The organism is Streptomyces sp. NPDC051172, from assembly GCF_040682555.1.
In the GTDB taxonomy this organism is placed as follows: domain Bacteria; phylum Actinomycetota; class Actinomycetes; order Streptomycetales; family Streptomycetaceae; genus Streptomyces.
Genome location: NZ_JBFBBE010000187.1, coordinates 1 through 13,208 on the forward strand (window position 1 = coordinate 1; position 13,208 = coordinate 13,208).

Here is a 13,208-nt window from a genome sequence, read left to right on the forward strand (position 1 = left end):
GACCCGCCTGCTGCGCCGGTGAGGAACCGCGGTCAGGAGGCCTTGGCCGAGCGGTTGCGGACGAGCGCGAACGCCGCTGCAGCCAGGCCCAGTACGCCCACGACCAGCCCGGCGACACCGAGTCCGCGGGCGGTGGAGTCGCTGCCGGCCGCGCTCGAAGTGGAGCTGCCGACGCTCTTGGGCGCCGCCGACGAGGCAGAGGCGCTGCCCTCCTCGGCGCCCTTGGCGGTCAGCCTGAGGACCGGTGCCGGGTTCTCCGGTTCGGCCGCGCCGGGCTGGGCCACGTCGATCCAGCGGACCGTCTTGCCGTCGGAGTACGTCTGGAGGGTCTTGAAGGTCAACTGGTCGGTGTCATCGGGAAGTTGACCGAAGGCGACGTTGAAGTCCTGGTACTGGCCGGCCCCGATCCTGCCGCCGGTCCAGGTGATCTCGGAGACGGCGTCGGTGATGGTGCCGTCGTCCGTCTTGACGGGCGTCTTCAGCTTGGCGTTGGTGACCTTCGCCGTCCAGCCGTTCTGCGGCGGCGACACGAGCACGCCGAGGACGGGGTGGTCGGTGGGCAGGTACACCTGCACCTTGGTGGTGCTCGCGGTGTCCTCCTCGCCCGGGACGCGGAAGGTGAGGACGCCGTCCGTGGCTCCCTTCGCGTAGCTCTCGGGGTGGACGGTCACGTGCGCGGAGGCGATGCCCGCGGCGGCCAGGAGCCCCCCGGCGGTCAGCGCGGTGACGGTGCCGGCGCGGCACAGGGCGGTGCGTGCAGTGGACATGGGTGAGCTGATCTCCGTACTGGGGAAGGAATGTCGAGGTCAGATCGCGTACGACATCCCCGGCGGCGGACCGCGCCGCTGCACCGCGTGCCTCAGCAGCAGCCGTCGCAACGGCCGCGGACCGTCGGCACCCGGGCGTACGGCGTCCGGCGCGGCCGACAGGGTCCTCGACCCGCAGCGCACCCGCCACCAGGCCGCGAGGCCCGGTACGAGAGTGACGGCCCGCCGCAGCAGCGACCACAGCGCGGCCTCACCTCGCCGCAGCCACCAGGTCAGCACCATGGCCGCGCCGACATGGGCGGCGGTGGCGTACGGGGTCAGGGCGTGGGAGTGGCCCATGTGCATGGCGCCCATGCCCTGCATGCCGTACAAGCCGTGCATGAGCATCAGGGGGTGCGGGCGTACGGCGTCGAAGGCGAGGTGCAGCCCGCCCTGGGCCGTGAGCGTGCCCGCGCCGATCGCGGCCAGCGAGCGCTCCCGGGCGCCCAGCAGACAGCCGGCCCCGAAGACCGGTACGAACCCCGAGGCCTGCACCCACGCGGGCGGTGCCGTCCCGGTCGCCAGTGCGTGTCCCCCGACGGCGAGCAGCACGCACAGCGCGGCGAACACCGCCGCGCGCAGCACGCGTACCGAAGGAGACGCCCTCATGGCGCCCGATCCTGCCACGCGCCCAGGTGGCTGCGCCCGGGGGATCCCCAAGCGCACAGGTGCAGACTGGAGACCCACCAGGAAGTGCCGAGCGAAGGCGGTGCCGGGGTGACGGCCGGACTGCGCATCCGTATCGAGGGCGTCGACCTCCCGGGCCGTGCGTGCGGGCCCGGCAGTGACATGCCGTCGTACCCGAACGTCCATGTGGCCGTGCAGCGCCGGGACCGGCCGGGCGAGCTTCTCGATCCGCAGCCCGGCGACGCCGTGACCGCGAGTTGGACGCTGGAGTGCACGGTCACAGGTACGGACGTCAAGGGGGCGTATGTTCAAGGGCGTCCGGGCGGGCGGTTCGTCTACCTGTCCTGGGGGACGGTCGACGACTCCGGTGCCTTCGGCATGTTCCGCCGCGCCAAGCTGATGCTGGACGCCGTGCCCGCCGAGGTGCTCGACACCGCCGTACGCGAAGGGCTGCTGGTGGGGCGGCTGCGGCTGACCGACGCCCGCGGAAACCCGCTGTGCGCACGGGTGGTGCCGCCGCACATCGCCTGGGCCGCGGAACAGGGGTGACGGCCCGGGGCGCGCGGCGGTCTGCGTAACATGGGCGCCGTGACAGCCCGTGCACAGCATCGCGATGCGCCGCCGCCTTCCCTGCGGTGGCGGGTGCTGCTCGTGCTCGGGCTGCTGGCCGGGCTGCTCGCCATGCACGGCCTGGCGCCCGGCGGCGCTGTCGTCGAGCACTCCGCCGCACCGCACATGACGGCTGCGGTCGCCGTGCACGGCAACTGTGCGGGCGACGACTGCGATGGCGGCCATGCCCAGCACGCCGACCGGACCTGTGCGTCCGGCGCCCTGAGCGGCGGGCCCACGCTGCCCGCGCCGGCCGCCGACCCGGTGGCCGTGCCCGCACCCTCCGACACTCCCTGCCCCTACGCGGGCACGGCCCCGGACGGTGCACGCGCGCCGCCCTCCCTGGCGGAACTGCAACTCCTGCGGATCTAGACACCACGCGGCACCGCGCCCACGCACGACCGGCGACGCGGTGCGCCACGGCACGTCCAGATCCCTTTCACGCAACAACGCAGGAGTTCCAGCATGCGCAACACCCGTACGTCCATGGCCCGTCGCACCGCCCTGGTGGCCGCGACCGTCACCGCCGGGCTCGTCCTCGCTGCCTGTGGCGGCAGCAGCGACAGCGGGAGCGGCGGCCACGACAGCCACACCTCCGGCTCGTCCGCGTCCGCTTCCTCGCCTTCGTCGAGCACCGCCGCGCACAACGCGCAGGACGTGTCCTTCGCGCAGGGCATGATCCCGCACCACCAGCAGGCCCTGGAGATGGCGAAGCTGGCCGCCGGCCGTGCCTCGTCCGCCAAGGTCAAGGATCTCGCAGCGCGCATCGAGAAGGCGCAGGACCCGGAGATCCGGACCATGAGCGGCTGGCTGAAGTCCTGGGGCCGGAGCGTGCCGTCGGCGATGCCCGGCATGGACCACTCGGCCCATTCCGGCATGGCCGGAATGATGGACACCAAGGACATGGACAAGCTGGCGAAGGCGTCCGGCGCCGAGTTCGACACCATGTTCCTGACCATGATGATCGAACACCACAAGGGAGCCGTGCAGATGGCCGGCACGGAGAAGTCAAGGGGGGCCTACGCCCCCGCCACCTCCATGGCCGACGACATCATCACCGGCCAGACCGCCGAGATCAAGGAAATGAACCAGCTCCTCGGCAAGAGCTGATCCTGGGGGGGAGGGGCCAGTGCCCGGTCCCTCCCCACCACCTTGAAGGGACGCGCCCCAAAGGGGCGCGGGGAACTGCGCGACCAGCCACGACGGCGCAGCAGTCGGAAAGCGACCCATCACGGCGCACCCCGCGGAGCGAAAAGCGCCGCCAGCACCTCCGCACAGATGGCCATGGCGGTCTCGGCCGGCGTACGCGCCCCGATGTCCAGCCCGATCGGCCCATGGATCCGTCCGAGCCGCCCCTCGTCCAGGCCCGCCCCGACCAGCCCGGCGGCGCGCCGCTCCTGCGTATGGCGGGAGCCCAACGCACCGACGTACGGGACACCGGAGGTCAGCGCGGTGTGCAGGGTGGGCACGTCCACCTCGGGCTCGTGGCTCAGCATGATCAGACAGGCGGCGGCCGGATGCGCCACGAGCAGCTTGTCCGCGTCCCGGGCGGTCGACGCCACGGTGGCCCGCCAGCCGAGCAACCCGGCCTGGGCGACGAGGAGTTCGGCGAGCTCGCCGCCGCCGACGATGACGAGGTGGGGGACGGCGGGGCAGGTCTCGACGAGGCAGAGTCCGGCCTCGGTCGCGTGCACCTCGCGCCCGGCGCGGTGGCGGGCGAGCAGGTCGCGGGCGCTGGCGGCGGCCTGGGGCGGCACGTCCGGGCCGTCGGCCCTGTCGTCCGGGGTCACGACGGCGCTGACGGCATGCGTACGCCGCTCGTCCAGCCAGGTGACCAGCGCCGCGTCGGCACCCGCACCGAGCAGCTCCCACCAGCGGGCCGGTACGGCGGCCAGGGGCTGGAGAAGGATCTCGGCCTGGCCTCCGCAGGTCAGCCCGGCCTCCTTGACGCCGTCGTCGTGCACGGCCACCGCGACCACCCGGGCGGTGTGACCGGGCGGAAGCGAGGCCGCCTCGGCGACCAGCTGCCGGTCGAAGGCGCCCCGGTAGAGCCGGCCGTGGCAGTGCCCGTCCTCGTCGACGAGGATCGCGTCGGCCGGATGCCGCGGCCCGAAGCCCCGCTCGCTGAGCGGCCGCGCAAGGACGGCCGCGCGGCCCTCCGCCGCCCACTCTGCTGCCGTACCGGCCACATCACGCATGGATCCAGCCTAGTCCGCAGGTCAGTACACGTCCCTGACGTAGCGCTTCTCGCTCGCGAGCTGTTTGACGTACGCCGCCGCGCCCGCCTCGTCCAGGCCGCCGTGCACGACGGCGATGTCGCGCAGCGCCTGGTCGACGTCCTTGGCCATGCGGGAGGCGTCGCCGCAGACGTAGAAGTGGGCGCCGTCCTGGAGCCAGGACCACAGCAGCGGGCCGTGTTCGCGCATCCGGTCCTGGACGTAGACCTTGGTGCGCTGGTCGCGGGAGAAGGCGGTGTCCAGGCGGGCCAGGGTGCCGTCGGCGAGGAAGGCGGTCAGCTCCTGTTCGTAGTAGAAGTCGGTGGCCCGGTGCTGCTCGCCGAAGAACAGCCAGCCCGGGCCCCGGTGGCCGAGGGCGCGGCGCTGTTCCAGGAAGCCGAGGAAGGGGGCGACTCCGGTGCCGGGGCCGACCATGACCATCGGGGTGGCGGGGTCGGCGGGCGGGCGGAAGTGCGCGGAGCGCTGGACGTGCACCGGTACGGGGGTGTCCTGCTCGGCGTCGGCCAGGAACGGGGAGCAGACGCCCCGGCGGGGGCGGCCGTGCAGGTTCTCGTAGCGGACGACGGAGACGGTCAGCGAGACCAGGTGGGGGTCGGTGAGCGGGCTGGACGATATGGAGTACAGGCGGGGCTGAAGGCGGCCCAGCGCGTCGGCCCACTCCTGGGCGTCGGCCCCGACCCGGTGCTCGGCGACCACGTCCACGGCCTGCCGGCCCCAGGACCACTTCGCCAGCTCGCCCTTGTTGTCGGGGCGCAGCAGCTTCTTCAACTCCCGCGGGTCGCGGGCCCGTTCGGCGACGAAGCGGAGCAGGTCGGGGCTGACGCGGGTGATGTCGAGGTGCCGGAGCAGGGCCTCGCCGAAGGGGACCTCGCCGGCGCCCTTCACGTCGACCGCCGTCTCCGCGTCCAGGCCGGTGACGGTCAGCCACTCGGCCACCAGTTCAGGGGAGTTGAGGGGTCGGACGCCGAGCGCGTCGCCCGCCTCGTAGAGCAGCGGGGTCTCGCTGTCGCGGGTGTCGAAGGTGAACCGGCGGACCTCCTTTCCGGCGCCGGGGAGGCTCAGGAGACGGTTGCCGGTCAGGCGGGCGGTGACGGGGGCCGGCCTCTTCGTGCGCGGGGCGGGGGCCGCGGGAGCGAGGACGGGGTGTTCCGGGGTACCGGACAGGGCCGTGAGCACCTGGTCGAGCCAGGCGTGTGCCGCGTCCTCGTAGTCGGGCTCGCAGTCCGTGCGCGGGGCCAGGCGCAGTCCGCCGAGCTCGTCGAGACGCTGGTCGAGGCGGCGGCCGTGGCCGCAGAAGTCGTCGTAGGAGGAGTCGCCGAAAGCGAGCACCGCATAGCGGCGCCCGTCCAGGCGCAGGGTGTCGGACGCGGCCAGGGTCTCCCAGAACCCGCTGCCGTTGTCGGGCGCGTCGCCGTCGCCGAAGGTGCTGGTGACCAGGAGCAGGTCTGCGCCGGACGGCAGCGCGGCGGGGTCGGCCTCGTCCATGCCCAGCAGCGAGGCGGCGTGCCCGGCGGACTTGACCCGCTCGGCGACGGCGGCGGCGAACTCCTCGGCGTTGCCGGTCTGCGAGGCCCAGAGGATCACGACCTCACGGCCGGGTGACGACGTGACAGGTACGGCGGTGTCGACGGCCCGCGAGTACATGCCGGCCAGCACCCCGTTGACCCACAGGGCGTGCTCGGGGCTGAAGGGCGCGGAGGGCGGCAGCACCGGCACGCCCGGGGCGCCGGAGGGGATGCCGGCGAGGAACCCGACGAGGTACTGCCGTTCCTGCGCGGTGAGCACGGGCGGCGGGGCGGGCGCGAGCCCGAAGGGATCCGGCGTCGCCTCAACTGCCGCCTGAGCGACCGGCGTTCGTACGGACACCGGAGTCGACACCTTGGTCAGCGACACCGCGCACACCTTCAGCTCGGGCTGGAAGGACAGCGGGTCGACGGCGTCGCTCGTGACGGCGTTGACGCTCAGGTACTCCCCGAACAGGTCGTTCCAGTGGAACGGCGCGAAGCAGCTCCCGGGTCGCACGCGGTCGGTGACCACCGCGGGCAGCACGGCCCGTCCGCGCCGTGAGGCGACCTCCACCGAGTCGCCGTCGGAGACGTCGAGTGCGGCGGCGTCCTGCGGGTGGAGCTCCACGAACGGCCCGGGGTTGAGCTTGTTGAGCTTGGGCACCTTCGCCGTCTTGGTCAGCGTGTGCCACTGGTGCTGCAGCCGCCCGGTGTTCAGTACGAACGGGTAGTCGTCGTCGGGCATTTCGGCGGCCGGGAGGTGCGGGCGGGCGAAGAAGGCGGCGCGGCCGCTCGCGGTGGGGAAGGTGAGGGAGCCGTCCTCGCCGAGGTAGCGGATGGGGTTGCGGTCGGGCCCGTCGCCGCTCGCGGCGGGCCATTGCACGGGGGTCTGCCGCAGCCGCTCGTATGTCACCCCGCGCAGGTCCCAGCCGGTCTTCGGGTTCCAGGCCTGCTTGATCTCCTCGAAGATCTCCTCGGCGCTGTCGTAGCCGAAACCCTTCTCGTACCCCATCTCCCGGGCGACGGCCGCGATGATCCGCCAGTCCGCCGTGGCCTCGCCGGGCGGGTCGGCGGCGGACCGGGCGAGGGTGAGGTTGCGCTCGCTGTTGATGAGGACGCCCTCGGTCTCGGTCCACAGGGCGGCGGGCAGCACGACGTCGGCGTAGGCGTTGGTCTCGGTGTCGGCGAAGACGTCCTGGGTGACGACGAACTCGGCGGCCTCCAGGCCCTCGATGACCGTCTTGCGGTTGCCGACGGAGGCGACCGGGTTGGTGCAGATGATCCAGCAGGCCTTGATCTCCCCGTCGGCCATCTTCTGGAACATCTCGACGGTGCCCTTGCCGACCCCGTCGGCCCGGATGGTGCCGGGTTCCAGCTCCCACAGCTCCTCCACGAAGGCCCGCTCCTCGTCGACGAGCACGGACCGCTGGCCGGGGAGACCGGGGCCCATGTAGCCCATCTCGCGGCCCCCCATGGCGTTGGGCTGGCCGGTGAGGGAGAACGGGCCGCTGCCCGGCCGGCAGATCGCGCCCGTCGCGAGATGCAGGTTGACCAGGGCGTTGGTGTTCCAGGTGCCGTGCGTGGACTGGTTGAGGCCCATGGTCCAGCAGCTGGTCCACTCCCCCGCCTCGCCGATCAGCCGGGCGGCCTCCCGGATGTCGTCCTCGGGGATGCCGGTGATCGCGGCGACGGTGGCGGGCGGGTAGTCGGCGAGGAAGGCGGGCATCTCCTCCCAGCCGTCGGTGTACCGGGCGATGAACTCGGGGTCCGTGTGGCCGTTCTCGTACAGGAGGTGCAGCAGCCCGTTCAGCAGCGCCAGGTCGGTTCCCGGCTTGATCTGCAGGAACAGGTCGGCCTTGTCGGCGGTGGCGGTGCGGCGCGGGTCGACGACGACGAGCTTGGCGCCGGCCGATTTCACCCGTTCCATCATGCGCAGGAAGAGGATCGGGTGGCAGTCGGCCATGTTGGAGCCGATGACGAAGAAGAGGTCGGCCTCATCGAGGTCCTGGTAGGAACCGGGCGGTCCGTCGGCGCCGAGCGACAGCTTGTAGCCGGTGCCCGCACTGGCCATGCACAGCCGCGAGTTCGACTCGATCTGGTTGGTCCGCACGAACCCCTTCGCCAGCTTGTTCGCCAGGTACTGCGCCTCCAGGCTCATCTGCCCGGAGACATAGAAGGCGATCGCGTCCGGTCCGTACTCGTCGACGATCGTACGGAGGCGCCGGGCAGTCTCGCTGACGGCGGCGCCGACGGCGTCCGGCACCGGCTCCTCGCCCCGCCGGTGCCGGACGAGGGCCGTGGTCAGCCGGCCAGGCGCGGTGAGCAGGTCGGCGGTGGTCGCGCCCTTGGTGCACAGGCGGCCGAAGTTCGCGGGGTGCTCCTTGTCGCCGGACGCCTTCAGGACCGTACGGCGTCCGTCCGGTCCGACCCCGACGTCCAGCACGATGCCGCAGCCCACCCCGCAGTACGAGCAGACCGTCCGCACCTTCGGCGCCGTCGTCGTGTTGGCGTTGCGCGAGTCCGGCGCGGCCATGGGCACCCCCTGCCTCTCATGATCGTCCCGTACGGGTGGAGCTTCCGTGACGGTACGAAATGCCCATTACACCGAAGTCTCCTGGGCCGGTCATCAGGGGTTACGCGGGGCGCACAGGGGCCGGGCAGGCGGTGTGAGAGGTCTTCCGGCAGTGGATCGGGGCGCCTCACGTTCGGCGGGTGTCGTCGCCTCGGTTCCGGCCGGGGCCGTGCGGTACACGGGGATCCGGCGGGCGACCACCAGGCCGGCGGTCAGGGTGTCGTACGGGTACTGCGGTACCCCTCCGACTGCACGGACTCGGCGGCCACGCGGACGCCGTAGCGGTAGGCGAGCTTGCCGCCCAGGTATCCGGAGACACCGAGGGCGGCCAGGGCGACGGCGGAGAGTGTCAGCTGCCCGTTGCCGACGCTCTGCCCTCCCGCGTAGCCGTCGCCCTGGCGCCAGGCGAAACCGGCCGCGTATGCCGCGGTCACGGCGAGGTTCAGTGCCATGTGCACCAGCGCCGTACGGAAGGCCGGTGTCCCGGTGGGGATGGCGAACAGGTCGAGGAAGCCGACGCTCGCCGCGGCCAGGGCGCCGAGCACACCGATCGCGATCAGCCAGGCCGAGCCATGGGTCAGGAAGCCCGGCCGGTGGACGATCTTGGAGGCGATGTCGAAGACCAGGCTGCACACCCAGGCCCCGATCGGCACGGTGACCAGGATCGGATGGAACGGATGCCCGTACGGGCCTGCCAGCGCACCACTGACCGGCTGCTTCGCCCGACGTAGCTCACTGTCGACCGTCATGGCCCACCTCGCCTGAGAGGTATTTCACCAACAAGTGTTGGTCTTATTCGCACGGAGGTCAACCGTGAACACCGAGTACCCCGAATCGGGGTTACCGTAGGCCCGTGACCTCCGGCTCCGACCCCATGGCCGCACTCGCCGTCCTAGGCGACGAGTCACGGCGCCGGCTGCTGGACTTCGTACGACGGGCCCGGCGGCCGGTGACCCGCGAGGAGGCCTCGGCGGCGGTCGGGATCTCCCGCAAGCTCGCGGCCTTCCACCTCGACAAGCTGGTGACCTCGGGCCTGCTGCAGTCCCGGCACGGCGGGCACGGCCCGCGCCGCGTCGGCCGCGCCCCGAAGGTGTACGAGCCCACCCCGCACGCCCTCTCCCTGAGCCTCCCCCCGCGCCGCCACGATCTGCTGGCCTCGCTCCTGACCGAGGCCCTGACGGCGCAGAAGCAGGGGGAGAACGCGCAGGAGGCGGCTTTGCGCGTGGCCGGGGAAAGGGGTGAGGCCGTGGGCGCCGAGGCCAGGGCCGGCGACATCATGGCCACCCTGGAATCGCTCGGATTCGAGCCCGCCGAGGAGGGAGCCGGCCGCACGGTGCTGCACAACTGCCCCTTCCATCCGGTCGCCGCCCAGGCACCGGATCTGATCTGCGGCATGAACCACGCCTTCCTGCGCGGCTGTCTCGTCGCGTCCGGCCATCCCGAGACGACTGCCGTGCTGACCACTCAACCCGGCATCTGCTGCGTCGAGTTGCACACCGAGCAATAAGAACCGGCGGGTGTCGCCAGGGAAATGCCGTGTGCGTTCGAATTCACGGTCCCTTCGTTTTCTCCACGGAATACCACTGGAATGCAATGCGTGCATTGGGGCGGGGAGGTCCGTTCTCACAGTGCCCCCCCGGCCGGAAATGAGGCAACGAAACCACCGATTAACTGACGCGTAGCGGACGGGAATCGTCATACCGGTGCACTCCTCGTCACCGCCGTTCACGCACAGCGTCAGGAGGGACCATGTCCTTCTTTGCCAGGGGATCCTGGCCAGCAGACCATCGCGACGAGATCGTCGCGGGCGCGCTCGTCGCGGCCGTCGTCGTGGTCCTCGGATACGCCTCGGGCATCGGCGCCCAGGCACCGACGACCATCGACACCGCGGCCCCGCCTGCGTCCGAGGTCTCTCCCCAACCGCACCAACCCACGGCCCGCTCCGCAACCGGACCTCCCGACACCGCCGCCGGGAATTACGGCTCCGGCGCGGCGGGCGGCTACTGGCCGGGCGGCAACGACGCCGGAATTCCGGCAACGGGCGGCCTGCCGCCCGCAGGCGGGAAAAGCAGCCACGATCACGGTACGGGCGGATCGGGCGGCGGACTTGGGGGCGGATCCACCACCGGCCCCTCGCCCTCCCCTACTCCGACCCCCACGCCCTCGGACAACTGCGACGAGGGTGAAGTCCGCCTCGTACAGCCGCTGTTGAACGGCGTGGCCACTCCGGTCACCGGCCTGCTGGACGGGCTCCTGAGCCCGGCCTCCCCGAGTCCGTCGCCCTCCCCGTCGTCGCCGGCCGGCGCCCTCTCCTCGCTGTGCGTCGGTGTCGCCGCCTCGCCCTCGGTCGTCCCGGAGGTGCTGCCGTGAGACGCCGCGCCCCGTCCCTGCTCGCCCTGCTCCTGACCGCGCTAGCGACCCTGCTATTCGCGGCACCTCCCGCCTCGGCCCACACGGAGCTGGAGTCCTCCGCCCCGAAGGACGGCGCCCGGCTCCTGCACACCCCCGCCACCGTGCGGCTCACCTTCAGCGAGCCGGTCGAACCGGCCGACGTGCACATCAAGGCGGCCGGCAAGCCGCTGACCGTGTCCCGGGGCGGCCACGGAAACGACACCGTCGAGGTCACCGTCCCGAAGATCTCGGAGCAGGAACAGCGCAGGGACCGGGGCGATCTGGCCCTGACCTGGCAGGTACTTGACATGGAGGACGGGCATCTCACCTCCGGGACGTTGTCCTTCCGCCTCACCGCGAAGGCGGGCCACCCGGCCGAGGCAGCGGCGATCCCGGAGCCGTCCGAGGCGGTGCACTCCGCCTGGGTCGCCGTCCGCTGGGCCGGCTATCTCTCCCTCGCCCTGTTCGTCGGCGGTCTGGCGTTTCTCGCGCTGCTCTGGCCGCAGGGCGCGTGGGACCGTCGTACCCGCCGCGTCCTCACGCTCTCCTGGGCCGGCGGCCTCGCGGCGAGCCTGTTCGCACCCGGACTGCAAGGCGCGTACGGAACGATGGGCACGCTCGGCGACGTGTTCCAACCCGCCACCTACACCGACCTGTTGAACACCGAGGTCGGCGTCGTGGCCGCCTGCCGGGTGCTGATGTGGGTGCTCGCCGCCATCGCGCTGGCCGCCCTGCTGCAGGGCGGGGACCGGGCCGCACGGTCGCCCGGCTGGCGGGTCGGCGCACTCGCCGTCGGCCTCGGGCTGCTGCGGACGACGAGCATGACCGGCCACAACTCCGAGGGCACGCACCCCGGTTGGGGCGCGGTGGCCGACCTGGTCCATCTGCTCGGCGTCTCGCTGTGGCTCGGCGGTCTGACGGTGCTGCTGCTCGGGGTGCTGCCCCGGCGCCGCCCCGACGAACTGTCGGCCGTCGTGACCGGCTACTCCACTCTGGCCGGGGTGTCGGTCGCGGCGATCGTCGCGGCGGGAGCGGTGCTGACCTGGCAGGTGGTCGGGTCCTTCGAGGCCCTGTTCCACACCGGCTACGGGCAGCTCCTGCTGCTCAAACTCGCCGTACTGGCCGCCGTGTTGCTGATCGCCCAGCGCAGCCGCGGCTGGGTGCGGACGCGGCTCGACATCGCCGTACTGCTGCGCGGCGACCGCGCCACCGTGCGGCCCTTCGTCCACTCGGTCGCGGCCGAGACGGGGCTCGTCCTCGTCGTACTCGCCGCCACGAGCCTGCTGGTCACGTCCGCTCCCGGCCGCTGACCCGCACCCCTGTCCCACCCCTCTCCCCTCACCAGGGAACTCACAAGGGAGAAGCACCACCATGCACACAGAGGAAACCACCGCACCCGCACCGCACCACCGGCGCTCCCGTGCGGGCAACCGGGTGCTGCTGGCCACCGGCCTCGGCGCCGGCCTCGCCGCCGTAGCCGGCCTCGGCCTGCTCCAGGCGTCCGCCGGGGCCGCGGCCCCGCAGACCGCCGCCCCGGCGGCCGAGGCCAAGTCGATGTCGGACATGGGCCACTCGTCCGGCAAGGCCGCTGCGGCCGACCACACCATCGAGATCAAGAACTACAAGTTCGCCCAGCCCAAGCTGACCGTGAAGGTCGGCGACACCGTGAAGTGGATCAACGAGGACTCCGCTCCGCACACGGTCACCACCACCAGCGGCCCGGCCAAGTTCGACTCCGGGACCCTGCAGAAGGGCGACAGCTGGTCGTACACCTTCACCAAGGCCGGGACGTACCAGTACTACTGCGCGGTCCACCCGGACATGACGGCGTCGATCACCGTGGTCGCGAACAGCGGCGGCGGCTCGGGCGGCTCCACCGGAGGCGGCACCGGAGGCAGCACCGGCGGCTCGACCGGAGGATCCGCCGGCGGCTCGACGGGCGGTTCCACCGGCGGCGGCACGGGCGGCTCGACCGGCGGCTCCACGGGCGGGTCGACCGGCGGCGGCAGCAGCTCCGGCGGTACCGGTGGCGGGGGCGACGGCGGCGACTGTGTCAGCGTCCAGCAGGTCCTGCTGCCGATCCTGCAGCACATCGACAAGGCGCACCTGGAGCAGTTCCCGGGCCAGCAGGTCCAGGACGCGCTCAAGCTCGACAGCTACCTCAAGATGCACACCGTCTGGCTGGAGTCGATCCTCACCCCCGCGGTGAACGGGACCGGAAGCGTCGCCGACGACACTCTCGGGGTGCTCCTGCAGCACATCAACAAGGCGCATCTGGAGGAGTCCCCGGGCCAGCAGCTCGCGGACATCCTCAACCCCGACGCCTACGTGAAGATGCACACGGTCTGGGCCGAGCACCTGCTCGCTCCCACCGAGAACTACGTCACCAACTCCTGCTGAACCAACTCCTGTTGGCTTCCCTCAGCAGGACGCGGCGGGCCGGCCGAGTCGCAGTCGGCCG

12 protein-coding genes are annotated in these 13,208 nt (G+C 72.1%); 7 read left to right on the forward strand and 5 right to left on the reverse strand.

All coding sequences use genetic code 11. The features are described from left to right. Positions 1 to 32: 32 nt before the first annotated feature. Together AB0N07_RS47385 and AB0N07_RS47390 are read right to left on the reverse strand one after the other, a co-directional pair. Positions 33 to 767 carry a YcnI family protein gene (locus tag AB0N07_RS47385; protein ID WP_365846631.1) on the reverse strand — a complete coding sequence of 245 codons (735 nt, stop codon included), beginning with the start codon at positions 765 to 767 and terminating at the stop codon, positions 33 to 35. Between the two features lie 39 nt (positions 768 to 806). Next, the gene (locus AB0N07_RS47390) at positions 807 to 1,415 is read right to left on the reverse strand and encodes a hypothetical protein (RefSeq protein ID WP_365846633.1); all 609 of its coding nucleotides are present in this window, start codon (positions 1,413 to 1,415) and stop codon (positions 807 to 809) included. A 108-nt stretch (positions 1,416 to 1,523) separates the two neighbouring features. Here AB0N07_RS47390 and AB0N07_RS47395 point away from each other — a divergent pair, with 108 nt between their 5' ends. From AB0N07_RS47395 to AB0N07_RS47405, 3 genes are all read left to right on the forward strand, one after another. Then, on the forward strand, positions 1,524 to 1,982 hold the full coding sequence (locus AB0N07_RS47395) for a DUF5990 family protein (protein WP_365846653.1): 459 nt from the start codon (positions 1,524 to 1,526) through the stop codon (positions 1,980 to 1,982). Positions 1,983 to 2,012: 30 nt separating this feature from the next. Next, on the forward strand, positions 2,013 to 2,414 hold the full coding sequence (locus AB0N07_RS47400; RefSeq protein WP_365846635.1) for a DUF6153 family protein: 402 nt from the start codon (positions 2,013 to 2,015) through the stop codon (positions 2,412 to 2,414). A 93-nt stretch (positions 2,415 to 2,507) separates the two neighbouring features. Continuing rightward, the gene (locus tag AB0N07_RS47405; RefSeq protein ID WP_365846637.1) at positions 2,508 to 3,152 is read left to right on the forward strand and encodes a DUF305 domain-containing protein; all 645 of its coding nucleotides are present in this window, start codon (positions 2,508 to 2,510) and stop codon (positions 3,150 to 3,152) included. Positions 3,153 to 3,271: 119 nt separating this feature from the next. Here AB0N07_RS47405 and AB0N07_RS47410 read toward each other — a convergent pair whose 3' ends face one another. The 3 genes from AB0N07_RS47410 to AB0N07_RS47420 form a co-directional block, all read right to left on the reverse strand. Beyond that, a complete protein-coding gene (locus AB0N07_RS47410) occupies positions 3,272 to 4,240 on the reverse strand; it encodes an XdhC family protein (protein ID WP_365846639.1) in 969 nt (322 codons plus the stop codon). Between the two features lie 21 nt (positions 4,241 to 4,261). Further along, positions 4,262 to 8,317: a molybdopterin-dependent oxidoreductase gene (locus AB0N07_RS47415; RefSeq protein WP_365846641.1), complete on the reverse strand. Its 4,056-nt coding sequence runs from the start codon at positions 8,315 to 8,317 to the stop codon at positions 4,262 to 4,264. A gap of 251 nt (positions 8,318 to 8,568) precedes the next feature. After that, the gene (locus AB0N07_RS47420; RefSeq protein ID WP_365846643.1) at positions 8,569 to 9,105 is read right to left on the reverse strand and encodes a DUF2231 domain-containing protein; all 537 of its coding nucleotides are present in this window, start codon (positions 9,103 to 9,105) and stop codon (positions 8,569 to 8,571) included. Positions 9,106 to 9,209: 104 nt separating this feature from the next. Here AB0N07_RS47420 and AB0N07_RS47425 point away from each other — a divergent pair, with 104 nt between their 5' ends. The 4 genes from AB0N07_RS47425 (at position 9,210) to AB0N07_RS47440 (ending at position 13,147) form a co-directional block, all read left to right on the forward strand. Further along, the gene (locus tag AB0N07_RS47425; RefSeq protein WP_365846645.1) at positions 9,210 to 9,863 is read left to right on the forward strand and encodes a transcriptional regulator; all 654 of its coding nucleotides are present in this window, start codon (positions 9,210 to 9,212) and stop codon (positions 9,861 to 9,863) included. A 242-nt stretch (positions 9,864 to 10,105) separates the two neighbouring features. Then, a complete protein-coding gene (locus AB0N07_RS47430) occupies positions 10,106 to 10,726 on the forward strand; it encodes a hypothetical protein (protein ID WP_365846647.1) in 621 nt (206 codons plus the stop codon). Beyond that, complete coding sequence (locus tag AB0N07_RS47435) at positions 10,723 to 12,057, forward strand: CopD family protein (RefSeq protein ID WP_365846649.1); 1,335 nt, start codon at positions 10,723 to 10,725, stop codon at positions 12,055 to 12,057. The genes AB0N07_RS47430 and AB0N07_RS47435 overlap by 4 nt, the downstream gene beginning before the upstream one ends. A 61-nt stretch (positions 12,058 to 12,118) precedes the next feature. Next, positions 12,119 to 13,147: a cupredoxin family copper-binding protein gene (locus tag AB0N07_RS47440; RefSeq protein WP_365846651.1), complete on the forward strand. Its 1,029-nt coding sequence runs from the start codon at positions 12,119 to 12,121 to the stop codon at positions 13,145 to 13,147. Positions 13,148 to 13,208: the final 61 nt, after the last annotated feature.